Source organism: Streptomyces sp. LS1784 (genome assembly GCF_020103755.1).
Lineage (GTDB): Bacteria > Actinomycetota > Actinomycetes > Streptomycetales > Streptomycetaceae > Kitasatospora.
Window position 1 is genome coordinate 1 of sequence record NZ_JAHSQD010000071.1, and the last position, 24,541, is coordinate 24,541.

Sequence of the window (24,541 nt, forward strand, 5' to 3'; positions counted from 1 at the left end):
GGCTCTCCGCCGCCCCCGCCGCACAGCGCGATCCGCTGGCCCGGCTGGCCGCCGAGCACGCCCACGCGGCCGGCGCGCTCCGGATGCAGGACGGCCGCAACGCCACCGCGATGGCCTGCTACGACCGCGCCCTCACCTGGGCCGGGCTGGCCGCGGACCAGGCCACCCAGGTCGGCACGCTCAGCGACATGAGCATCCTGGCCCGGCTGGACGGCGACCCGGTCGCCGCCCTCGGTTACGCCCGCGAGATCGAACGGGTCGCCCCGGACCGGCACTGGGCCGGCGCGATGGGCCGGATCAGCCGGGCCCGGGCGTACGCACTCACCGGCGACGTGCGGGCGACCGTCCGGCAGGTCGACCTGGCCCGGACGCACCTGGACCACATCGGCGCGGAGGACGAGGTGGACGTGCCCTGGCTGTCCATCGCCTCGATGCGCATGCGGGTCGAGTCCGCCGCGGCCGCCGCGCTGCGCGACCTCGCCGCGGCCACCGACGACCCCCAGCGGGCCCGCCGGGCGCTGAGCGCCACCGAGACCGCCCTCGGCCAACTCGGTCCGGACCAGCTGCCGTCCAGCCGTCTTCTCTTCATCGTCCGGGCGGCCGACTGCCTCGTCTGTGCGCACGACCCGTCGGCGGCCGTCGAACTGCTCGGCCCCGCCCTGGAGACGACCGGTGCCACCGCCCTGCCCGCGCTGGTCGAGTACGAGCTGCGCGGTCTGCGCGACCGTCTCACGGCGCACGCGCCCCGTGCCGCCCGCCGACTGGCGGAGCCGGCCCGCTCCTGACCCGGCGGTGGTGTGAGAGGGGTGGCGACTGCCGTCGGGTTTGGCCGGATCGGTATCCGCGCGGGGCAGCGCAGAAGGGGCGCACAACAGCGCTTGCCGTCCTGAACAGCCACGGTCGCGCACCGTCAACTCCGGCGCTTTCTCGAAAATGCGCCCCCTTCACGCCATTCAGACGTCAACTTCGTGCGCGTATAGTCCGCCGATCGGGTCATTCATGGAGTTAAAACGTCGAATGACTGTCGCGGCACGCGTCTGCCGCTAGAGTCTCTGACGTTTCCAGTCGTTAGTCCGCGAAGAACGGGGGGCGCGTGCTGTCAGCCATTGCCCGCCGGCTCGCCCATCCGCTGCTGCTCCTGGGTGTGCTGTGCACGGCCGTCGCGACCCTGCACTTCCACTGGGCGCCGGATCGGGTCTCCCCGCTCTTCCTGGTCGCCACCATCGGATATCTGGCGATCCTGGAACGGGTGATCCCGTACCGGGCCGACTGGCATCCGAGTCGACGTGAACTCGGCTGGTACAGCTTCTACTTCGTACTGAGCATGGTCGGCGGAGGGCTGGCTCAGGGGCTGGTGTCGACGCTGGTGGAACTGCTCGGCCCGGCCCACCCGGCGCTGCCGTTCGCGGTGGAGATCCCACTCGCGCTGCTGGTCGGCTCGCTCGGCGACTACCTCGTGCACCGCTGGTCCCACCGCAACCGGTGGCTCTGGCGGCTGCACGGGGTGCACCACGTCCCGGACAAGGTGAACGTCGCGAACAACGGTGTGAATCATTTCCTGGACGTTCTCCTCGCGCAGTCCGTGGTCCAACTGTCGTTGGCTCTCATCGGATTCTCGCCCGATTCAGTGTTCGTGGTCGGAATATTCGTCCTGGCCCAGGGGTATTTCGTCCACGCCAACATCGACGTCCGAATCGGCCCGCTCGGCCATGTCCTGGCCGGCCCGGAACTCCACCGCCTGCACCACAGCACCGACCTCGCCGAAGCCGGCCACTACGCCTCCGATCTCTCGCTCTGGGACCACGTGTTCGGGAGCTTCACCTGGCGGCCCGGCAGAGCGCCGAAGGCCGTCGGCCTCACCGACCCGGTCGCGTTCCCCGCCACGGGGGAACTCGGCGCCACCCTGCTGCACCCCTGGCGCCGGGTGAAGACCACCGAGCAGTCCGTCTGAACCCCGGCCCGCGAGGCCGCCCCACTCTCCCCGTGACCGCGGCGCCATGCCATCACCCTCGGATTGGATCATGACCTCCTCGCCCTTCGCCGTGTCCCGCGAGCGCATCGCGATCACCGGTATCGGCTGCCGCCTGCCGGGACACGCCAACGACCACCGGACCTACTGGCGCAACCTGATCGAGGGCCGGGACTGTCTCACCGAGACGCCCGCCGACCGCTACGACATCGGCACCCTGGGCAGCAGGGACCGGGCCAAGCCAGGGCGGCTGATCGGCGGCCGGGGCGGCTACATCGACGGCTTCGACACCTTCGACCCGGACTTCTTCGGGATCAGCCCGCGCGAGGCCGAACACATGGACCCGCAGCAGCGCAAGCTCCTGGAGGTCAGCTGGGAGGCGCTGGAGGACGGCGGCCTGCGCCCCGGCGAGCTGGCCGGCCGGGAGGTCGGCGTCTACATGGGCGCCTTCACCCTCGACTGGAAGATCCTCCAGTTCGCCGACCTCGACTTCGGCACCATCGCGGCGCACACCGCCACCGGCACCATGATGACGATGGTGTCCAACCGGATCTCGCACTGCTTCGACTTCCGCGGGCCCAGCGTCTCGATCGACACCGCGTGCAGCTCCTCGTTGGTCGCGGTCCACCTCGCCTGTCAGAGCCTGCTCCGCGGTGAGACCGAACTCGCCCTGGCCGGTGGCGCGTTGCTGCACATGGCGCCGCAGTACACGATCGCGGAGACCAAGGGCGGCTTCCTCTCCGCGGACGGCCGCTCGCGCGCCTTCGACGCCTCTGCCGACGGCTACGTCCGGGCCGAGGGCGTCGGCGTGGTCGTGCTCAAGCGGCTCTCCGACGCGCTGCGCGACGGGGATCCGGTGCACGCCGTCATCCTCGGCACCGGTGTCAACCAGGACGGCCGCACCAACGGCATCACCGTCCCCAGCGCGGACGCCCAGGTCACCCTGATCGAGCGGGTCTGCGCCGAGGCCGGGGTGCTGCCCGGCAGCCTCCAGTACGTCGAGGCGCACGGCACCTCCACCCCGGTCGGCGACCCGATCGAGGCCGCCGCCCTCGGCCGGGTGCTCGGCATCGGCCGCCGCGCCGGGGAGCGCTGCTACGTCGGCTCGGTCAAGACCAACATCGGGCACACCGAGGCGGCGGCCGGCGTCGCCGGGCTGATCAAGACCGCGCTCGCGATCAAGCACCGCCGCATCCCGCCGCACCTCAACCTGGAGCAGCCCAACCCCGGCATCGACCTGGACGCGCTGCCGTTCGAGATCCCGACCGCCCCGGCGGACTGGCCCGAGCACCGGGGCCCGGCCCGTGCCGGCGTCAACTCCTTCGGCTTCGGCGGCACCAACGCCCACGTCCTGCTGGAGGAACCGCCGCAGCCCGGGCCCACCACACCGGTCGCCGGGCCGGCCCGCACGGTGCTGCCGCTGAGCACCAAGGACACCGCCGGACTGCCCGAACTGGCCGCCGCCGTACGGCAGGAGATCGCCGGCGGGACGTCCCTGGCCGACCTCGGCCACACCCTGGCGCGCCGCCGCCAGCACCTGCCCGAGCGGCTCGGAGTGGTCTACTCCACCCGGGAGGACCTGGACGAGGCGCTGGCCGCGTACGAGCGCGGCGAGGAGCACCCGCGGGTGGTCCAGGGCCGTGCCCGGAAACGCCGGCAGCGCCGGCTGGCCTGGGTGTTCACCGGCATGGGCCCGCAGTGGTGGGGGATGGGCCGGGGGCTGTACGAGCACGAGCCGGTCTACCGGGAGGCCGTGCAGGCCGTCGACCGGGAGATCCGCGCGCAGGCCGGCTGGTCGCTGCTGACCGAGCTGGGCCGGGACGAGGCGGACTCCCGGATGGCCGAGACCTGGCTGGCCCAGCCTGCCAACTTCGCCGTCCAGGTGGGGCTTTCGGCGCTCTGGCGGAGCCACGGCCTGATCCCCGACGCGGTGGTCGGCCACAGCACCGGTGAGGTCGCAGCCTTCCACGAGGCCGGGGTGTACGACCTGGCCGACGCCGTGCGGGTGGTGCTCGCCCGCAGCACGCTCCAGCAGCGCCTGGCCGGTACCGGCACCATGCTCGCGGTCGGCCTGCCGGAGGCCGAGGCCGAGCGCCGGATCCGCCCCTACCGCTCGCAGGTGTCGCTCGGCGCGGTCAACAGCCCCTTTGCGGTGACCCTGGCCGGGGACGCCGAGGCGCTGCGCGAGCTGGCCGAGGACCTGCGGCAACAGGGCGTCTTCGCCCGCCCGCTGGACGTCGAAGTCCCGTACCACAGCGTGCGGATGGACCCGATCCGGGACGAGCTGGTGGCCGCGCTCACCGCCGTCAAGCCGCAGGAGACGCGGCTGCCGCTCTACCTCACCGGCCGTGAGGGGCTCGCCCGCGGGCCGGAGCTGGACGGCGAGTACTGGTGGCAGAACGTCCGCAACCCGGTGCGCTTCCGGGCCGCCGTCGAACGGATGGCCGAGGACGGGCACGGGCTGTTCCTGGAGCTCGGCCCGCACCCCGTGCTCGGCCACGCGATCCGCGAGTGCGCCGAGCAGGCGCACACCCTGCCGTCGATCCGCCGGCAGCAGGACGAGCCCGAGCGGTTCGCCCGAAGCCTCGCCGAACTGCACACCCTCGGCGTCGAGTTGAGCTGGGAAGCGCTGCACCCGGCCGGCCGCCCGGTGCCGCTGCCGGCCTACCCGTGGCGGCGGGACCGGTACTGGGTCGAGCCCAAGCCGGTCGAGCAGGTCCGGCTCGGCCGGCTCGACCACCCGATGCTCGGCCGCCGCACCGCGAGTGCCCAGCCCGGTTGGACCAGCGCGCTCGACCCGGAGCGGCTGCCCTACCTGACCGACCACCGGATCGAGGGCCAGGTGGTCTTCCCGGCCGCCGGGTACCTGGAGATGGCCGCCCAGGCCGTCCGCGCCCTGACCGGCGGCACCGAGGTGACGCTGGCCGAGGTCGAGCTGAACCGGGCGCTGTTCCTCTCCGAGACCGAGCCCGTTCCCGTCCAGCTCGGCTACGCGCCGGAGGACGCCCGCTTCACCATCGCCTCGACCCCGGCCGGCGGCGAGCCGAGCGTGCACGCGAGCGGACGGGTCCGCACCGGCCAGCGCCGCTCCTACGGGCCCGCACTGGACGCGGACGCACTCCGCGCCCGGGGGCGGCACCTCGACGGCCCGGACTGCTACCGGCAACTGGCCGAGCGCGGCTACGACTACGGGCCCGCCTTCCAGGCCATCGCCGAGGTGTGGGTGGGGCCCGGCGAGGCACTGGCCCGGATCCGGCCGACCGGGCGGCTCGGCCCGGACGCGGCGGACCACCACCTGCACCCGGTGCTGCTGGACGGCTGCTTCCAGACCCTGCTCACCACCCGGCTGGACGCGCCGGAGGGCGGCAGCGTCCGGCTCCCCGTCTCGATCGAGGAGGTCCGGCTCGACGAGATCGGCGACCGCCCGCTGTGGGTGCACGCCACCGTCACCCGGGACAGCGGCGAGGAACTCGTCGGCGACCTCGCGCTCCACACCGAGGACGGCACCCCGGTCGGGAAGGTCACCGGCTTCCGGGTCGCCGACGTCGCCCAGGCCCCGAGCTCCGTAGGACTGGCCACCATCGACGGCTGGCTCACCGAGGTCGCCTGGGTGCCCGCCCCCGAGCCGGCCGTGGACGAAGCCCCCGGCGACCTGCTGCTCTTCGCCGACCGCAACGGCCTCGCCGAACGGCTGGCCGCACTGGCCGCCGGGCGCGGCGCCCGCTGCCACCTGGTCCGGCCCGGCACCGGGTACCGGCACGGCGAAGGACACTCGACCGTGCGGCCCGACTCCGCAGAGGACATCCAGCGGCTGTTCGCCGAGCTCGACCCAGGCTTCGGCACCGTCGTCCACCTCTGGAACCTCGACCAGCCCGCCCTGGCCGCCACCGCCGCCGACCGGCTCGGCCCGCTCGCGACCCTCGGCGCCTACTCCCTGATCACCCTCGCCCAGGCCCTGCCCGCCGCCCGCCCGGAGGGCCGGCTGCACATCGTCACCCGGGGCGCCCAGCCCGCCACCCCCGGAGACCGGGTGGAACCGCTCGGCGCCCCCGCCTGGGGTGTCGGCCGGGTGCTGTGGCAGCAGGAACTGGTCGCCCAGCGCGGCACCCTGATCGACCTCGACCCGGCCGTCGACGCCGTCGGCCAGGCCGAGGCACTGCTCGCCGAACTCGCCGCCGGGGACGAGCAGGAGATCGCCCTGCGGTCCGGCGGCCGGCTCACCAGCCGGCTGCGACAGGCCGAGGGCCTCACCCGCCCGCTGCCCCCGGTCCTGCGCCCCGACGGCAGCTACCTGGTCACCGGGGCCTTCGGCGCCCTCGGCCGGCTGCTCTGCCGCACCCTCGTCCGGCGCGGCGCCAGGCGGCTGATCCTGGTCGGCCGCACCGTCCTGCCCGAGCGCTCCCAGTGGGCGCACACCGACCCGGACAGCCCCGTCGGCGAGCGGATCGCCTTCCTGCGCGAACTCCAGGCGCTCGGCGCCGAACCGCTGCTCGCCCCGGTGGACGTCACCGACGAGACCGCCCTCACGGACTGGCTCGCCGACTACCGGCAGTGCCAGAGCCCGCCGATCCGGGGCGTGTTCCACCTCGCCGGGCAGGTCAAGGACACCCTGCTGGCCCAGATGGACCGCCCGGCCTTCGACGCCGGCTACGCCCCCAAGGTGACCGGCGGCCATCTGCTGCACCGGCTGCTGCGCGACGAACCGCTCGACCACTTCGTGCTGTTCGCCTCCGTCGCCTCGCTGCTCACCACCGCCGGGCAGACCAACTACGCGGCCGGCAACGCCTTCCTGGACGCCCTCGCCCACCACCGCCGGGCCGAGGGACTGCCCGGGCTCAGTCTGGACTGGGGCCCCTGGGCCACCGGCATGATCGAGGAGCTGGGCCTGGTCGCCCACTACCGCGACGCCCGCGGCATGAGCTCGCTGCCGCCGGACGCCGGAACGGCGGTCCTGGAGCGCGTCCTCGGCCAGGACCGCGCCCAGCTGCTGGTCGCCACCGTGGTCGACTGGCCGACCTTCCTCTCCTGGTACCCGGCGCCGCCGCCACTGGTCGCCGACCTGGCGGCGAGCGCCGCCGAGCAGGCCCCGGCCGAGACCGGCGGCTTCCTGGACGCCTACCGCGCGGCCGACCCGCAGGCCCGCCGGGACCTGGCCACCGAGCGGTTCACCGCCGCCGCTGCGGCCGTGCTGCGGATCGGCGCCGAGCGGATCGACGCGGAGACCAGGCTCGGCGCGCACGGCCTGGACTCGCTGCTCGCGATGGAGCTGCGCGCCAGGGTGCACGGCGAACTGGGCGTCGCCCTGCCGGTGGTGGCCCTGCTCAGCAACGGCACCGTCGGTGACCTGGTCGACCTGCTCGCCGAGGGCCTGGCCGAGCGGCTCGCCGCCGACGGCGGCCCGGCCGAGGCCGAGGTCGAGCTGTACACCGACGAGTCCCGCTTCCCGCTCACCCACAACCAGCAGGCGCTCTGGTTCCTGCGCCTGCTGCACCCGGACGGGTTCGCGTACAACATCGGCGGCGCCGTCGAGGTCCGCGCGGAGCTCGATCCGGAGCTGATGTTCGCGGCCTTCCGCCTCCTGGTCGCCCGGCACCCCGAACTGCGCGCCACCTTCACCGCCGAGGACGGCCGCCCGGTCCAGAGCATCCGGGAGGAGGCCGAGGCCGACACCGGGCTGTTCGACGTCGAGGGACGGCCCTGGGAGGAGATCCACGACCTGATCGTCCGTGAGTACCGGCGGCCGTACGACCTCGCCGGGGACCCGCTGGTACGGCTGCGGCTGTTCCGGCGCGGGCCGGACCGCTGGGTGCTGATGAAGGCCGTCCACCACATCGTCTCGGACGCGATCTCCACCTTCACCTTCATCGAGGAACTGTTCGAGGTCTACGAGGCGCTGCGCCAGGGCCGCACCCCGGAACTTCCCCCGGTCCCCGCCCACTACCTGGACTTCCTCAACCGCCAGAACCGCTTCCTGGCCGGGCCCGAGGCCCGGCGGATGCTCGACTACTGGCGCGGCCACCTGCCGGCCGAGGTGCCGGTGCTCTCACTGCCCACCGACAAGCCGCGCCCGGCCGTGCAGACCCACAACGGCGCCTCCGAGTTCTTCCGGCTGGACGCCGAACTCACGGCCAGGGTCCACGAGCTGGCGCGGGCCAACGGGGCCACCCCGTTCATGGTGCTGCTCGGCGCCTACTACCTGCTGCTGAACCGCTGGTCCGGGCAGCCGGACATCGTGGTCGGCAGCCCGGTCACCGGCCGCACCCAGGAGGAGTTCGCGTCCGTCTACGGCTACTTCGTCAACCCGCTGCCGCTGCACGTGAGCCTGGCCGGGGAGCCGACCGTGGCCGAACTGCTGGCCCGGGTGCGGGAGAGCGTGCTCGGCGGCCTGGACAACCAGGAGTACCCCTTCCCGCTGCTGGTCGAGCAGCTGGGGCTCCAGCACGACCCGAGCCGCTCCGCGGTGTTCCAGGCGATGTTCATCCTGCTCACCCACAAGGTCGCCGTGGAGCGCTTCGGATACCGCCTGGAGTACATCGAACTCCCTGAGGAGGAAGGACAGTTCGACCTCACGCTGTCCGCCTACGAGGACCGTGCGGACGGCTGCTTCCACTGCGTCTTCAAGTACAACTCCGACCTCTTCGAGCCCGCTACCGTCCAGCGGCTGGCCGCGCACTACCGCAACCTGCTGGACGCCATGACCCGCGCCGCCGAGGGCGAGCCGGTCGGGCGGCTGCGGATGCTGGGCGAGGCCGAGCGGCGGGAGATCCTCACCGGCTTCAGCGGCGCCGAGCGTCGGATCGATCACGACACCCCGGTGCCGGAGCTGATCGCCAAGGCCGCCGCCGAGCGACCGGAGGCCGTCGCGGTGGTCGCGCCCGGCCGGGACGGCGTCCGCCGACTGACCTACGGGGAACTGGACCGGAAGGCGCAGCGTGCCGCCGGACGACTGCGCGAACTCGGCGTCGGCGAGGGCTCGGTGGTCGCGGTCTGCCTGGACAAGTCACCCGAGCTGATCATCACGCTGCTGGCGATCTGGCGGGCCGGCGCCGCCTACCTGCCGCTCGACCCCGGACACCCGGCCGACCGGCTCGCCCACCAGGTGGCGGACGCCGGAGCGGCGCTGGTGGTGGTCGACCAGCGGCGCCCGCGCGGGGCCGGACTACCCGCCGAGCCGGTCACCCTGGAGGAGCTGGACCGGCCCTCCCGGGCCGCCGTGCCACTGCCCGCCGCCGACCCGGACCGGGCCGCCTACCTGATCCACACCTCGGGCTCCACCGGCCGCCCGAAGGGGGTCCGGGTCGACCACCGCAACCTGGCCGCCGTCACCGCCGGCTGGCGCGCCGAGTACCGGCTGGACACCGAGGTGCGGGTGCACCTCCAGATGGCCGGCACCGCCTTCGACGTCTTCTCCGGCGACCTCGCCCGGGCGCTCAGCACCGGAGGCACCCTCGTCCTGGTCGACCGAGAGCTGCTCTTCGACACCGCCCGGCTGTACCGGGTGATGCGCGAGGAGGCCGTGGACGGCGGCGAGTTCGTGCCCGCCGTGGCCCGCGCGCTGCTGGCCCACTGCGAGCGCGAGGGCCTGACGCTGGACTTCCTGCGGCTGCTGATCGTCGGCTCCGACTCCTGGAAGGCCGCCGAGCACCAGCGGGTGCGCGCCCTGTGCGGCCCGCGGACCCGGCTGGTCAACTCCTACGGGCTGACCGAGGCCAGCGTCGACAGCACCTACTACGAGGGCCCGGCCGACGAGCTGGAACCCGGCCGGATGGTGCCGATCGGCCGGCCGTTCCCGAACAGCGCCGTGTACGTCCTCGACCCCTACGGCGAGCCCGTCCCGGTGGGCGTGCCCGGCGAGCTGTGGATCGGCGGCGCGGGCGTCGCGGCCGGCTACCCCAACGACCCGGAGCAGACCGTTCGGCGCTTCGTCACCCTGGACCTCGACGGAACGCCCGTGCGGCTCTACCGCACCGGCGACCTCGGTCACTGGGACACCGCCGGCACCGTGCACCTGCTCGGCCGGATCGACAACCAGGTCAAGATCCGCGGCCACCGGATCGAGCCGGGCGAGATCGAGGCCCACCTCACCGCCCGTCCGGAACTCGCCCAGGCCTGCGTCGCGGTCCGCCAGAACGCCCGGGGCGAGGCCGTCCTCGCCGCCTACGTGGTGCCCGCCGAGGGCACCGTGCTGGACCGCCGCGAACTGCGCCGCCACCTCGCCGAGCACCTGCCCACCGTGATGATCCCCTCCTACCTCGCCGAACTGCCCGCCCTTCCGCTCACCCCGAACGGCAAGGTGGACCTCGCCGCCCTGCCCGAGCCGAAGGCCGACACCGAAGGCGCCCAGCACGAACCACCCGTCACGCTCTACGAGACGAGGGTCGCCGAGCACTGGCGGAACCTGCTCGGCCTGGACGAAGTCGGCCTCCAGCACGACTTCTTCGAACTCGGCGGCAGCTCGATCCGGCTCATCGAGCTGATCCACCACCTCCAGAGCGAGTTCAACATCAGCATCCCGGTCGGCCTGCTGTTCAAGGTCACCACCCTGCACGGCATGGCCCGTACCGTCGAGCAGATCATCACCGGTGAGGTGGCCGGCGGCGAGGCCTACCTCTGGTTCAACGCCGAGGCGCCCGAGGACCGTACGGTCTTCTGCTTCCCGCCGGCCGGTGGCCACGGGCTGGTCTACCGGCAGCTCGCCGCGCACCTGCCGGAGCACCGGATCGCCTCCTTCAACTACCTGACCGGCGACGACAAGACCGCCCGCTACGCGGACCTGGTCGAGGAACTGCACGCCGCCGGGCCCTACGTCCTGCTCGGCTACTCGCTCGGCGGCAACCTCGCCTTCGAGGTGGCCAAGGAGCTGGAACGGCGCGGGCGCACGGTCGGCTCGGTGCTGCTGGTGGACGCCTACCGGGTCACCGATGCCTTCGACCTCGGCGAGGAGCACCTGGCCGTCTTCGAGCGCGAACTCCACGAGCACCTGCACCGCCACACGGGCTCGCGGATCGTCGCCCAGCGGACCCTCGAACAGGCCCGGGACTACCTGGAGTTCAGCAGCCGGACGCCCAACAGCGGCACGGTGAGGGCCCAGGTGGACGTGGTCTGCGAGCGCGACCGGCTCTCCGTGCACGTGGGTGGAGAGCCAGGCTCCTGGCACGGCTCCTCCACCACGGGCACCGCGGTGTACGTCGGGCACGGCGCCCACGCGGAGATGCTCGACGGGGACTTCGCGGCCCGCAACGCCGAACTGGCGGGCGCCATCCTGGCCGGAGGCGCCGCCGATGGCCGCGGCTGACCGCGGACCGGACTGGTCCACGAGGGAGCGGGCCCCCGACGGCCCGCCCCGGGTCATCGTGATCGGGGCCGGCCTGGCCGGGCTCGCCACCGGCTGCTACGCGCAGATGAGCGGCCTGGAGACCCGGATCTTCGAGAAGCACGTGCTGCCCGGCGGCTGCTGCACCGCGTGGTCCCGGCACGGCTACCTGTTCGACTACTGCATCGACTGGCTGATCGGCACCGCCGAGGGCACCGGAGCGCACCAGGTCTGGAGCGAACTCGGCGCCCTGGACGGCAAGTCGGTGACCCGCTTCGACACCTTCAACCGGGTGGTCGACGAACACGGCCGGGCCGTCACCTTCTTCGGCGACCCGGACCGTCTGGAGGCCCACCTGCTGGCCCTCGCGCCCGGCGACGCCAAGCCGATCCGGGACTTCTGCCGGGACCTGCGCCGCTTCGCCGCGATCGAACTGCCCTGGGACCTCACCCCGCCGCCGCTGCGCACCGCGGCGGAACGGCTGCGCACCCTGCGCACCGTCCTGCCCGCGTTCCGGCTGTTCTGGCGCACCGCGACCACCCCGATGAGCGGCTTCGCCGAGCGCTTCCAGGACCCGCTGCTGCGGCGGGCCTTCCCCAACATGTTCCTCCAGGAGCCCGCGGGCTTCCCCCTGCTGCCGTACCTGTACACCCTGGCGGCCGCGCACAACGGCAACGCCGGCTTCCCGCAGGGCGGTTCGCTCGGGCTGGCCCGATCGGTGGAGGAGCGCTACACCTCGCTCGGCGGGGTGATCGGCTACCGCTGCCGGGTGGAGCGCATCCTGGTCGAGGACGGGCACGCGATCGGGGTGGAACTCCGGGACGGATCACGGCACTTCGCCGACCACGTGGTGGCCGCCTGCGACGGTCCGACGGTGCTCGACCGGCTGCTGGAGGGCCGCTACTCCAGCCCCACCACCGAGCGCCTGTACGGCGAACTCCTCGACAAACCCGGCAACCTGTACCCGTCCGTGGTCTCCGCCTTCGTCGGCATCGACGGCCCGCTGCCCGAGGGCGAGCCGCACAGCACCACCTACCTGCTGTCGCCCGAGGACGGCGAGCGGCTGCCCGGCTCGCTCCAGCGCAGCCTGGTGGTGCAGCTGCGCTCGTCCTACGCGGACGGGTTCGCGCCGCCGGGCAAGTCGGTGCTGCACTGCACCTACTTCAGCGACTACCGCTCCTGGAAGGACCTGCGGTCCGGCGACCGCCGGGCCTACCGGGCCCGCAAGCAGGAAGTCGCCGCGTTCGTCCGGGAGTTCCTGGAACGGACCTACCCCGGACTCGGCCGGCGGATCGAACTCGTGGACGTGGCCTCGCCGGTGACCACCGAGCGGTTCACCGGCAACACCTACGGCAGCATCCTGGCCTGGCAGGCCTTCTCCGAGGCCGAGGACGCCGCCAACCGGCTGGTCAACCGGGACCGGATGCGGCTGCCCGGGCTGAGCGGCTTCTCCATGGCGGGGCAGTGGACCGCGCTCGGCGGGCTGATCCGGGCCGCCACCAGCGGACGGTTCGCCGCGCAGTACCTCTGCCGGGAGCTCGGCCGGCCGTTCCGGGCCTGGCCCAGCGACAACCGCGAACCCTGGCACACGGGCAAGTGGGGCCGCCTGCCGCAACTCGACCGGGCCACCGTCGGACTGCCGGAAGTGGGAGTGGCGGAGTGAGCGGGACGACCACCAGCAGCAGGCAGAGCATGGTCATCATCGGCGGAGGGCTCGGCGGCCTGTCCACCGGTTGCTTCGCTCGGATGAACGGCTACCGCACCCGGATCCTGGAGATGCACGAGATCCCCGGAGGCTGCTGTACCGGCTGGGACCGAGGCGAGTTCACCTTCGACTGCTGCATCAGCTGGCTGCTGGGCAGCGGGCCGGGCAACGAGATGCACCAGATCTGGCTCGAACTCGGTGCGCTGCAGGGCAAGCGGATGCGCAACTTCGACGTCTTCAACGTGGTGCGCACCCGGGACGGCCGGGCGGTCTACTTCTATTCCGACCCGGACCGGCTGGAGGCCCACCTGCTGGAGCTCGCCCCGGAGGACGCCCGGCAGATCCGGCAGTTCTGCGGTGGTCTGCGCAAGTTCCGTCTGGCACTGGCCCGTTACCCCTTCCTCAAGCCGGTCGGACTGATGGGAAGGTGGGAGCGGATGCGGATGCTCGCCTCCTTCCTGCCGTACTTCAACGTGATCCGCCGCTCGATCACGGTGCTGATGAGCGACTACTCGGCACGGTTCAGGAGCCCGCTGCTGCGCGAGGCGTTCAACTTCGTCCTGTACGAGAAGCACCCCAACTTCCCGGTCCTGCCGACGTACTTCCAGCTCGCCTCGCACGCCGGACAGTCGGCCGGGGTGCCGGAGGGCGGCTCGCTGGGGCTGGCCCGGTCGATCGAGCAGCGCTACCTGCGGCTGGGCGGCGAGATCACGTACAACACCAAGGTGACCGAGATCCTGGTCGAGAACGACCGGGCGGTGGGGGTGCGGCTGAGCGACGGCCAGGAGGTGCGGGCCGACATCGTGGTGGCCGCCTGCGACGGCCGGACCACCATGATGGACCTGCTCAAGGGCCGCTACCTGAGCGACACCTACCGCCGGCTGTACACCCAGACCATCACCGAGCCGGGCATGGTGTTCCCCGGCTACGTGACCGTCTTCCTCGGCCTGCGCCGGCCCTTCCCGGCCGGTGATCCGTGCACCACCTACCTTCTGGAGGACGAGGTCGCCGAGCGGCTCACCGGCATCCGGCACCCGAGCATCAACGTCCAGTTCCGCAGCCGCCACTACCCGGAGCTGTCGCCCGCCGACACCACCGTGGTGTACGCCAGCTACTTCTGCGACATCGAGCCCTGGCGGGAGCTGAGCACCGGGCCGGAGCAGGAACCCCGGGTGCGGCGCGGCGAGGAACTGCACACCCTGCCGGTCGGCCGGGGGCGGGAGTACCAGCGGGCGAAGCGCCGGGTGCGCGACACCATCGTCGACTTCCTGGACGGCCACCACCCCGGGCTCAGGGCGGCGGTGGCCGTCAAGGACGTCTCCACTCCGCTCACCCAGGTCCGTTACACCGGCAACTACAACGGCACGGTGCTGGGCTGGCAGCCCTTCGTGGAGAGCGGCGAGACCCTGGAGGAGGAGATCAAGCGCAACGGCCCGGGGCTGCCCGGCCTGGCGAACTTCTACCTCTCCGGGGTCTGGGCGACCACCGGTGGGCTGATCCGGGCGGCGGCGGCCGGCCGACACGTCGTCCAGTTCATCTGCCGGGACGACGGCAGGCCCTTCACTGCCGAGGTGGACGACAGCGCGCCGCTTCCCACCCTGCTCATCGAACCGGTCGGCCCCGCCGGCCGGCAGTTTGGAGTCACCTCGTGAGGATCGAGAAGTGGGTCGTCCAGGAGCACGCGGACGGCGTGCCGGACGTGGAACGGATGTACCGGAAGGTCGTGGAGGAGCTGGACGTCCGGCTCGCCGCGGACGAGATGCTGCTGCGCACCCGGTACGTCTCGGTCGACCCGTACCTCCAGGGCATCGCGCTGGACACCCCGATCGGCGACCACATGGGAGCGGACGCGATCATGGAGGTGATGGAGGCCGGGCCGGACGCGCGCTTCGCGGTCGGCGACCTGGTGCAGGGCTTCGCCGGCTGGCGCAGCCACCTGGTCAGCAACGGTGCGCCCAGGCTCTGGCAGACCGGGACCTTCCCGATGGTCTTCCCGGCCTTCCGCCGGCTGGACCCCGTCGACTACGACGAGGCCCTGCCGCTCTCCACCGCGCTCGGCATCCTGGGCGGGCCCGGGATGACGGCCTGGGGGACGGTCGAGAAGTTCCTGGACGTCCGCCCCGGTTCGACGGTGCTGGTCAGCGGAGCCTCCGGAGCGGTCGGCTCGCTGGTCGGGCAGCTGGCCAAGCACCGGGGCGCACGGGTGATCGGCACCACGGCGGCGCCGGAGAAGGCGGCGTGGCTGTGGGAGCTGGGCTTCGACGGGGTGCTGCTGTACCGCGACGGCGACGCGCCGGATCGGCTGGAGAAGGAGCTGGCCGAGCTGGCGCCGGAGGGCATCGACCGCTACTTCGACAGCCTCGGCGGGGTGCTGACCGACGTGGTCTTCGGCATGCTCGCGGTCGAGAGCCGGGTGGCCGTCTGCTGGCAGTGGGCGAGCCAGGTCGGCGGGGACTGGGTGGGGCCGCGGCTGCTGCCCTTGATCATGTTCCCGCGCACCACGATCCGCGGCGTCTTCTCGCTGGAGTGGTTCACCGAGGAGAACTGGGCCGCGCTGCGGCGGGACGTCGGGGCCCTGGTCCGCGGCGGGGAGCTGACGTACCGGCAGAGCGTGCACCAGGGGTTCGACAGCATCCCGGCGGCCTACCGCGCCCTCTACCTGGACCGTGCGGCCAGCCGGGGGAAGGTGCTGGTCGAGCTCTGAGCGGGGCGAGGCCCCTCGGCGGTTCGTCGAGGGGCCCCGGCGTGCGGTCAGTTCAGGGTGAACCAGGTGCTCCGGGACTTCTTCCACTCGGGGTGGGTGAGGTCCTTGGCGGCGGTGGCGTCGCCGTAGAGGTCGGCGGAACCGTCGTCGGTGATCAGCTGGGCGCGGGCGCCGGGGGCGTCCAGGTCCGGGACGTCCGGGACGGCCTCCCAGGCGCCGTAGTCGCTGGTCGGCAGGTCGAGCAGCTTGGTCGGCTGGGAGCCGGGCTGCCCGTTCCAGCGGTAGAGCGCGTACGGGGCGGAGTTGTCCTCGGCGGCCCAGGAACCGGCGACGATCAGGTACTGGCCGAGGTCGTTGCGGCGGATGTCGCGGACGGACAGCCCGCCGAGGTCCAGCTCGATCGCGTTGCCGAAGGTCGCGTGCGTCGCCGAACCGTTGAGCAGCGACGGGAAGTTGGTGACCGGGACGAGCAGCGCCCGGCCGCCGGTGACGGCCGGGGTGAGCGGCGCGCGGAAGCCGATGTAGGCGGTGCTGGTGCTGCCGGGGGCGAACTCCAGGCCCTCGACGTTGAACCCGTCGATCTGCTTGGGCGCCTGTCCGTCGGCGGCGCCGGCGGCGAAGCCGTAGCGCTTGCCGTGGGCGTCGTCCCAGGCGATCAGGTCGTCGCGCAGGCCGTGGTACGAGCCGGCCAGGGACAGCTGGGTGTCGGCGCCGGATCCGGTGACGGTGGTGGCGAAGACGGTGTGCCGGTCGGTCTTGACCACACCGTCCTTGTTGTTGCCGAGCGAGCCGGTCCAGTAGATGGTGTTGCCGACCCTGGTGGCGCCCTCGATGTCGATCTCCTTGGAGACGCCGAGGGCCGAGCTGAAGTCCCAGGTGCGGATCGGCGCACCGGAGTTGTTGCGGTCGTACAGGCGAAGGGTGTTGGACTCGTCGTCGCCGACCACGATGTAGCCGCCGCCCGCGTCCACGGCGGCCGAGGCGTCGCTGGAGCCGGTCAGGTAGCGGCTGGTGGCGGAGGACTGGACGGCGGGGGAGGCGGCGTAGTGCAGGGTGCGGGTGGCGCTCTTGCCGCCCAGGCCGGTGACCTTGATGGTGAGGTCGGCGTAGCCGACGTCCTGCGCGGCGACCGCCAGGGTGCGGGTGCCGCCGGTGCCGCTCACCGTGACGTCGCCGGTGCGGGCCACGGCGCTGCGGGTGGTGGCGGAGGCGGCGACGGTCAGCGCGGAGGCCGAGGCACCGGACTGGGCGACCGTCACGGTCACGGTCGGGTCGCCGGTGGCGCCGACCGCGCCGGACAGGTACCCGGCCGAGAAGGTGATCGTCGGGGTGCCGTACGTGACCGCGCCGGCCGGGAGCGCGGGCAGGGCGAGCACGGGCACCGCCGCGACGGCGACGGCGAGCGGCAGCAGGCGGCGGAGGGAACGCGACACAGTGGCTACCCTTCGGCAGGTGGGGGAGTCGACGGAGGGTGCAAGCCTGCTGGCGCCCGGCGAACACCGCCCCTACGGCGACCCTACGACCGTGGACGGGTGGGCGAACAGCAGGCCTTGCGGCGGGGGGTGAGGCTCAGTCGGTGATCCCGGCCGCCCGCAGGCGGCGGACGACCGCGTCCCACTCGGGGGCGACCGGCTCGGTCGGACGGGTGCCGACGCCCTTGTCCTTGAAACCGCTGGAGGTCGACACGCAGACCACGGGGCCCTCGGAGAGGTCCGGTGCGCCGAGGCTGCGCAGCCCGGCCAGGCCGGCCGCCGAGGACAGCTCCGTCCAGAGCCCGGCCCGGGCCAGCTCCCGCTGGGCGTCCGCGAGTCGACCGTCGTCCAGGGTCAGCGCCCGGCCGCCGCTCTCGCGGACCGCGAGTACGCCGCGGTAGCCGCTGACCGGGGAGGTGATCGAGTACGCGTCGCTCGGGCCGACCGTCACGTGGGCGGCCGGCAGGCCCTCCGCGATGGCCCGGGCGAGCGGCCCGGAGGCGGCCGTCTCACAGGAGTGGATGCGCGGCACCCGGTCGGTGAGGCCCAGCCGCCGCAGCTCGGCGAAGCCCTTCCAGACGCCGAACAGGAGCTCGCCGTAGCCGGTCGGGACGAACACCGCGCTCGGCAGGCCGATGTCCTGGAAGATCTCGTACGCGACGGCCTTGTAGCCCTCGGGGCCGTACGCGTGCCCGGTGTGGGTGGTGGTCAGGTTGCTGACCGGGTGCAGGCCCAGCCGGTCGACCACCTGGCGCAGCAGCGGCCAGCGGGCCTCCCACGGCACCGGGAGCACCACCGCGCCGTAGGCGTTGAGGAAGGCGTCGACGTTCGGCGGCAGGTCCGGGCCGGTGAACACCACGCAGCGCAGCCCGGCGCGGGCGGCGTAGGCGGCGGCCGAGGCGCCGTGGTTGCCGGAGGAGGCGACCGCGAGGCCCGGCGCACCGACGCCCACGGCGGCACTGGTGGTGCAGCGGTTCAGCCGGTCCTTGTGGCTCCAGGTGGGGTTGCGCGACTCGTCCTTGACGTACACCCCGGGCTCGATCTCCACCAGCGGAGTGGCGCCCTCGCCCAGGCCCGGTGCGAGCAGCGGCGGCAGCAGCGGGGCCCAGCGCTCCAGGCCGCCGCGCACCGGGGAGGGGGCGAACAGGCCTGCCGGGTCGGCCTTGCCGTAGGCGTAGTCGACCTCGACGGGGTAGGAGACGTCGTCGGTGCCGGTGCGCGGGCAGCCGGCGGTGATCGGGGGCCAGAGCGGGAAGTCGAGGGCGGGGTCGCCGAGGGAGCGTTGGCCGGTCGCGAGGGAGTCTTCTGTCGGCATGCCAGGAGACTAGCCGGGCGGCCGAGCTGCGGTCCGGCGGTCGGCGGTGCTCGGCGCGAACCGGTTCGTGGGGGTACCGGTACCCGCCGTTGCGGGCGGGGGCTGCTCCGGCTGGTCTAGTTGCCCTGGCGGATCGCCGAGATGTCGAACTCCAGGACGACCTTGTCGCCGACCAGGACGCCGCCGCCCTCCAGGGCCGCGTTCCAGGAGACGCCGTACTCCTTGCGGCTGATGGTCACCGAGCCCTCCAGCCCCACCCGCAGGTTGCCGTACGGGTCGACGGCGTTGCCGGTGTACTCGAAGTCGATGGTGACCGGGCGGGTGGTGTCCTTGATGGTGAGGTCGCCGGTGACCCGGTACTCGCCGGCGGAGCGCACCTCGACCGCGGTGGAGCGGAAGGCGATGTCGGGGAAGTTCGGAGCGTCCAGGAAGTCGTTGGTGCGCAGGTGGTGGTCGCGCTGCTTCACGCCGGTGTCGATGCTCTCGGCCTTGATCACCACCTGACCGGAGGAGCGGGACGGGTCGCCGCCGTCCAGGTGGGCGGTGCCCTCGAACGTGTGGAAGGCGCCGCGGACCTTGGTCACCATGGCGTGGCGGGCGACGAAGCCGATCCGGGTGTGGGTGGGATCGAGGATGTAGTCGCCGGTGAGCTCGGAGAGGTTGGCGGTCATGGTCGGCGTGCCTCCTGCATGCGGGTCCCGGGTCTCGGCCCGGAGGTGGTCGGGCGGTCCCCGGACCACGCTAGGGGCAGTTCCCGCAGGCCGCGCGTCGACCGGTGTGCCGAGGCCGCCGGGCCCCCGGCCGTGGGGTGCCCGGCGGCGTCGCTCAGCGGTGGCTCGGGAACTGCACCACCTGCTGGTAGGTCGGGCGGTTCTGCCAGGTGGTCTTGGCGTCCGTCACGCCGCCCAGCGGGCGCTGGACGATCGTGTCGGCGCACCACTGGTCACCGGCCGCGCAGTCCGCGTCGCCCGGGTAGACCTGGGCGGGCGTCTGGGCGGCGGCCTGCTTCAGGGTGGTCAGCAGGACGGTCCGGCAGGCCGCGAGGTCGCCCCCGCCGCAGAACGGCCGGGCCAGCGGGCCGGCCACCCGGTCGCCGAGGACGGCGCGCAGGTCCTTGTCCAGGTAGCTCCACCAGCCGTACTGGAAGGCCGAACCCTTGTGCGGGATGGCCTCGTTGGCGCTCACCGGGCCGCTGGCGGGGCCGGCCTGCCCGCCCGAGGGGGACTCGTTGATCTGGAGGGCGCCGGTCAGCGCGCCGAACAGCGGATCGCCGAGGCCCGGCCGCATGACGCCGTCGGCGACCAGCGGCCACCAGGCGTCCATCACCCGGATCGCGGTGGCGTCCGCGTAGCCGTGGCTGCCCGGCGAAGTCTCCTTCCGCTGGGCGCCGTCGGCGAGCCAGGCCTCCAGCTGCTGCAGGGCGGTGAGGGTGGCCTGGTCGGTGACGGGGGCACTGCGCAGCACGCGGACCATGTCGGGCAGCACGTCCTCGGCCCGCAGGTCGGCCAGGGCGGCGCTCTCCATGGCCTGGGTGAGCGAGACCCGGCTCGCCTTGCCGCCGTTCCTGAGCAGGGACTTGACCCGGTCGTCCAGCAGGTTGCCGCGGTGTACCGAGCCGTTGCCGAAGCCGGCCGAGGTGTAGCCGTCCGCCTGCTTGTTGTTCCAGGAGACGTAGTAGTCCTGGTTGACGGACTGCGGGTGCTCGGCTGCCGGGGTGTACCGGGCGGTGTTGGCGGCGGGATCGAAGTCGGCCCACTCGTAGGCGGGTTGGGCCTGGACGGGCAGTCCGGGGTCCACGCCGGGGGCGCGGACCGGGTTGCTGCCGGAGTTGTAGTACGCGATGTCGCGTGAATCGGCGTAGAACCAGTTGAAGGTGTAGTTGATGTCCTGCGCGGCCTGCTGGAAGCCTGCCGCGTCGTGCACCGCGCCCGGGTCGTTCAACTCCTGGAAGCCGATGATGGAATCGGCCTCGTGCCGGTAGGTGGAGCGCAGCGAGGTGAAGGCGACGGGTGCGCCGCCGACCGTGCCGCGGGCGGTCACCAGGCCGTACTTGGAGCGGTACATCACCAGGGTGTAGGAGCCGGCCGGGGTGGAGTCGGCAGTGGTGGGGTTCCACGCGTTCCTGCGTTCCAGCCGCTCGAAGGGCAGGCACTGGCCGTGCCAGAGGTAGGAGCCGGCGGCGGTGGTGGCCGGGGAGCCGTCGGTGGTGCAGAGCGGGACGGCGTAGGTGTCGGTGATGTCCTGCCCGGCGGAGGTCGCGCTCCAGGCGTAGTCCTGGCCGCGGCCGAGCTGCACGTAGAAGCTCAGGCCGGCGAAGGCGGCGCCGCGTGCGCTGATCCCGGGGCCCTGGATCTCCTCCAGCATCAGCAGCTGCGGGGCGAAGTAGCCGGTCTGCGGGCCGAACACGGCCACCGGGTGGCCGTCGTCGGTGTGCGCGCCGGAGACCAGCAGGGCGTTGGACATGCCGTGCCGGGCGGTCAGCAGGTTTCCGGGCAGGACGCCGTTCGCCTTGGTGGCGGCGGAGCCGGCGGAGCCGGTGGCGTCGTAGACCACCCGCTCGGGCACCACCGAGCCGGGGTCGGGCAGCGCCTCGCCCCGCGGGTGGTCCGGGACGGTCGCGTACGGGAAGCTCTGTCCGTCGTGCAGGGTCTGGACGGCCTCCGGGTCGTCCGCCTCGCGCAGGGACTTCCAGACCGCGTCCCCGGCGTCCTTGCCGTACCGGGCCTCGGCGGCCGACTTGACCTGGGCGGAGGCGAGTTCGTTGCCGCCGCCGGAGCCGAACAGCGCGCCGACCACGGAGGCGAGGGCGACCAGGTCGGTCAGCTTGAACGGTTCGATCGAGCCGGCGTTGGTGATCGGGTCGATGTGCCCGGTGAGGTCGTACTCCCCGGGGAAGGTGCGGGCGTTGTAGGACTCCTTGGCGTACTGGTTGATGCCGTCGAGGTAGGCGTTGGCGTCGGCGAGCGCCTGGGTGGCCCGACCGCCGCGGGCGGCGATGGCGTCGATCTGCTGCTGCAGCTCCGCCTCGGTGTACGGCGCTGCCTGCCAGAAGGTCTGCTCCAGTTGGCGGTTGGCGGCGGCGCCGCCGGCGAAGCCGGACAGCTGGCCGCGGCCGACGTGCCGGAAGAGGTCCATGACCCAGAGCCGGTCCTGGGCGGCGGCGTAGCCGGCGCCGAACTCGGTGCCGTAGCGGGTGGTGCCGGTGATGTGGGGGACGCCGGTGGCCTTGTCGCGCACGATGGTGACGTCCGGGCGCGGGCTGGTGGTGCTGGCCACCTGGTCGGTGGGGACGCCGAAGGAGGCGTCGTTGAAGAACTCGCGCAGCTTGGCCTCGGTCAGGCCGGGGTAGCCGGAGGCGAGGGCGGCGTACGGGCCGAGCTGGTCGTCGGTGTGCGCGGGGCGGGTTCCGAAGGCCCGGTTGAGCAGGATGTCGGCGAGGGTGGCGTTGCCGTTCTCGCCGGGCGGCAGGATGTCGGCGCAGTGGCCGCCGCAGTAGTCGCCGGCGGCGGTCGCCGCCGCAGGGGCGGGCGCGGCGGTGGCGGTGGGGGTGGTGGTCAGGGCCGCGGTGACGAGCAGGGCCGGGGCGAGGGCGGCGGCCGGGAACCGGAGGGAGCGGGGGCGGGGGCGTTGGCGCAAGGCGGACTCCTCCGTCGAAGTCTCACGGAAGAGTCGACGGTAGGGGCGCTACTGGCCGGTTGGCTAGTGGCGTGCATGCCATTTTCCGTGCGGTGACCGGGAGTTGAGGGCTCGGTGGTCCGCGGGTCGGTCGGTTCGACCCGCGTGTGGGCCGGGGCGGCACCGGGCAGTGGCCTGGCCGTTTCCGTGACGAGGGAGAGCGGGCGGGGCGTTGGTCGAGAGCGGGTCCGTGCGGGCCTTGGCACGGGTGGTGTGGCGGCGGAAGGAGCTGGTGCTGCTGCCCGGGGTCGCGACAGTGGTGGTGGGTGGGCTGCTGTCGCTGCTGGTCTGGGCGGAGGTGTGGGCCGGGGGGCTGGTGGCCGGGGCGGCACTGTGCCTGGGGGCGGCCGTGACGGTGACGGCGAGCGTGTACGGGGTGTTCCGAGCCGCGCTGTACCGGGAGCCGGCCGGGGTGGTGACGGCGACGGCGCCGGGCCCGGTCTTGCGGGTCTCGGAAGTGGAGTAGCCGGGCGACAGGGCGGCGCCGCACCTGCCTGGCTCAGTCCGGAGGTGCGGCGCCGGGTCGGTGGGGCCTCGGGTCAGGGCTTGAGCACCAGGCGGATCGGGTTGCCCTCCTTGCTGTCCAGCGCCTCGACCGCGCGGGCCGCCTCGGCCAACGGGAAGGTCCCGCTCACCGAACGGGAGAACTCGAGCCGGCCACCGCGGACCAGGTTGACCAGGTCGACGACGTCCTGGCCCTCGGAGCCGTAGTGGCCGCGGATCTGCTGGCGCAGGTAGCTGACCAGGGTGCCGTTGGTGACGGTCAGCGGCTTGTCCGTGAGGCCGACCAGCACCAGGCGGCCGTGCTCGCCGAGGGTGGCCATGGCCTGCTCGCGCACCGGGGCGACCCCGGCGAAGTCGAAGGCGGCGGACAGCGGGCGACCGCCGGTGGCCTCGTGCAGCAGCTCGGCGAACCCGTGGTCGGCCGGGTCGAGGGCGGCGTCGGCGCCGAAGGCCAGGGCGCGCTCGCGGGCGGCCGGCAGCGGGTCGACGGCGACGATCGGGAAGGCGCCGATGGCCCGCAGCAGCTGCACGCCGTGGGCGCCGAGGCCTCCGACGCCCCAGACGCCGACCGCCTCGGCCGGGCGTACGGCGCCGGTGGTGGTGATCGCGGCCCAGGGGGTGGAGACCGCGTCGGGGATGAAACAGGCCTGCTCGAAGGGGAGCTCGTCCGGGATCGGCACCAGGGTGGTGGCGGTGGCGAGTGCGTACTCGGCCCAGCCGCCGTCGTAGTCCACACCGCGGGTGTACGTGACGCCGTCGCGGGTCTCGCCGGCCTGCAGCAGCACCCGGTCGCCGACGGCCGCGGTGGTCACCCCCTCGCCGAGGGTGTGCACGGTGCCCGCGACCTCGTGGCCGAGGGTGACCTTGTCGCCCTTGAGGAAGAGCGGCTTGAGCATGCCCTCGATCAGGTGGACGTCGGAGAGGCAGACGCCGGCGGCCTCCACCTTGATCAGCACCTCGCCCGGGCCGGGCGCCGGGACGGGGACCTCCTCCATGGCGAAGGCGCCCTTCGAGACGTCGAGCCGGCCGGCGAGCATCGTGGTGGTCATCGGGACTCCCCTTCGTGCGGGGGCGGCGGGTCGGGTCGGTGCCCGCCGCCGCTCCGGAAGTTACTTGTTATCCAACAAGCAAGTTCACCGTAGCATGGTGGCATGTCTACGCACGATGAGGACCGAACCCGCGCTGCCGGGGCTCCCGGGGAGGTGCCGGTGCGCCGCACCCAGGCCGAACGGCGTGCCCGGGCCGAGTCCGCGCTGATCGCGGCCGCCGCCCGGCTGATCGCCGAGCACGGCAGCACCGGGGTCACGCTCGCCAGGGTGGGGGAGGAGGCGGGCTTCAGCCGGGGCCTGGCCACCCACTACTTCGGCTCGAAGGCCGCGCTGCTGGCCCGGCTCCAGGAGGCGGCGCTGGCCGAGGCGATGGCGGCGGCCGCGCCGGAGCGCAGCGGGGCGGGGGCGGTGGACGAGCTGTGCGGGTTCGCGCGAGGCTGCCTGGAGGGCGTGCGCAACCCGACCGACCTGGGCCGGGCCTTCGTGGTGCTGGGAGCCGAGGCGCTCGCCGGGGCCTCGGAACTGACCGCCGCGGTGGCGGAGTTGGACGCCCGGACCCGGGAGTGGGCGGCCGAGGTGGTCGGGCAGGGGCAGCGGGACGGCGAGCTGCGCCCCGGCGTGGACCCGGGAGCCTTCGCGCTGGCCTTCGTCGGGCTGCTCAAGGGGTTGGTGGTGCAGGCCGCGGCCGGTCCGAAGGCCTTCGACGTGGGGGTGGCGGTCGCGGAGTCCGAACGGTGGATCCGGCTCGCGCTCACGGCGGGCTGAGGGCGCGTCCCGGGGCGGGCGGCCGGGAGGCGGGCGGCGGGGAGTCGGGCAGGGAGGGAGCGGCGCCGCC

The 24,541-nt window shown here is 73.2% G+C and carries 12 protein-coding genes and 1 pseudogene; 8 read left to right on the plus strand and 5 right to left on the minus strand.

The window, feature by feature from the left end; translation table 11 throughout:
• The 6 genes and pseudogenes from KS423_RS11755 to KS423_RS11780 form a co-directional block, all read left to right on the plus strand.
• A pseudogene (locus KS423_RS11755) lies at positions 1–785 on the plus strand (XRE family transcriptional regulator); the annotation flags it as partial.
• Positions 786–1,093: 308 nt separating this feature from the next.
• Positions 1,094–1,951: a sterol desaturase family protein gene (locus tag KS423_RS11760; RefSeq protein ID WP_224278058.1), complete on the plus strand. Its 858-nt coding sequence runs from the start codon at positions 1,094–1,096 to the stop codon at positions 1,949–1,951.
• A gap of 70 nt (positions 1,952–2,021) precedes the next feature.
• The gene (locus KS423_RS11765; RefSeq protein ID WP_224278060.1) at positions 2,022–11,264 is read left to right on the plus strand and encodes a non-ribosomal peptide synthetase/type I polyketide synthase; all 9,243 of its coding nucleotides are present in this window, start codon (positions 2,022–2,024) and stop codon (positions 11,262–11,264) included.
• On the plus strand, positions 11,251–12,945 hold the full coding sequence (locus KS423_RS11770) for an NAD(P)/FAD-dependent oxidoreductase (protein WP_224278062.1): 1,695 nt from the start codon (positions 11,251–11,253) through the stop codon (positions 12,943–12,945). Before KS423_RS11765 ends, KS423_RS11770 begins: the two co-directional genes overlap by 14 nt.
• 29 nt (positions 12,946–12,974) lie before the next feature.
• A complete protein-coding gene (locus tag KS423_RS11775; protein WP_224278073.1) occupies positions 12,975–14,639 on the plus strand; it encodes an NAD(P)/FAD-dependent oxidoreductase in 1,665 nt (554 codons plus the stop codon).
• Positions 14,636–15,691, plus strand: coding sequence for an NADP-dependent oxidoreductase (locus KS423_RS11780; RefSeq protein WP_224278064.1), 1,056 nt, complete (start codon positions 14,636–14,638; stop codon positions 15,689–15,691). Before KS423_RS11775 ends, KS423_RS11780 begins: the two co-directional genes overlap by 4 nt.
• Before the next feature lie 47 nt (positions 15,692–15,738).
• On the opposite strand, the gene KS423_RS11785 is transcribed toward KS423_RS11780, so the two are convergent.
• From KS423_RS11785 to KS423_RS11800, 4 genes are all read right to left on the minus strand, one after another.
• On the minus strand, positions 15,739–17,124 hold the full coding sequence (locus KS423_RS11785; protein ID WP_374119940.1) for a hypothetical protein: 1,386 nt from the start codon (positions 17,122–17,124) through the stop codon (positions 15,739–15,741).
• A gap of 136 nt (positions 17,125–17,260) precedes the next feature.
• A complete protein-coding gene (locus tag KS423_RS11790) occupies positions 17,261–18,478 on the minus strand; it encodes a pyridoxal-phosphate dependent enzyme (protein ID WP_224278066.1) in 1,218 nt (405 codons plus the stop codon).
• A gap of 116 nt (positions 18,479–18,594) precedes the next feature.
• Positions 18,595–19,149 (minus strand): YceI family protein, encoded by a 555-nt coding sequence (locus tag KS423_RS11795; RefSeq protein ID WP_224278067.1) that lies wholly within the window; start codon positions 19,147–19,149, stop codon positions 18,595–18,597.
• Positions 19,150–19,303: 154 nt separating this feature from the next.
• Positions 19,304–22,114: a penicillin acylase family protein gene (locus KS423_RS11800; RefSeq protein WP_374119941.1), complete on the minus strand. Its 2,811-nt coding sequence runs from the start codon at positions 22,112–22,114 to the stop codon at positions 19,304–19,306.
• 229 nt (positions 22,115–22,343) lie between these two features.
• On the opposite strand from KS423_RS11800, the gene KS423_RS11805 reads away from it, so the two are divergent.
• Positions 22,344–22,619 carry a hypothetical protein gene (locus KS423_RS11805; protein ID WP_224278079.1) on the plus strand — a complete coding sequence of 92 codons (276 nt, stop codon included), beginning with the start codon at positions 22,344–22,346 and terminating at the stop codon, positions 22,617–22,619.
• 73 nt (positions 22,620–22,692) lie between these two features.
• On the opposite strand, the gene KS423_RS11810 is transcribed toward KS423_RS11805, so the two are convergent.
• Entirely contained in the window at positions 22,693–23,706 is a 1,014-nt protein-coding gene (locus KS423_RS11810) for a zinc-binding dehydrogenase (protein WP_224278069.1), read from the minus strand.
• Positions 23,707–23,808: 102 nt separating this feature from the next.
• Between KS423_RS11810 and KS423_RS11815 the strand changes: the two genes are divergently transcribed.
• Positions 23,809–24,471, plus strand: coding sequence for a TetR/AcrR family transcriptional regulator (locus KS423_RS11815; RefSeq protein ID WP_224278071.1), 663 nt, complete (start codon positions 23,809–23,811; stop codon positions 24,469–24,471).
• Positions 24,472–24,541 lie beyond the last annotated feature (70 nt).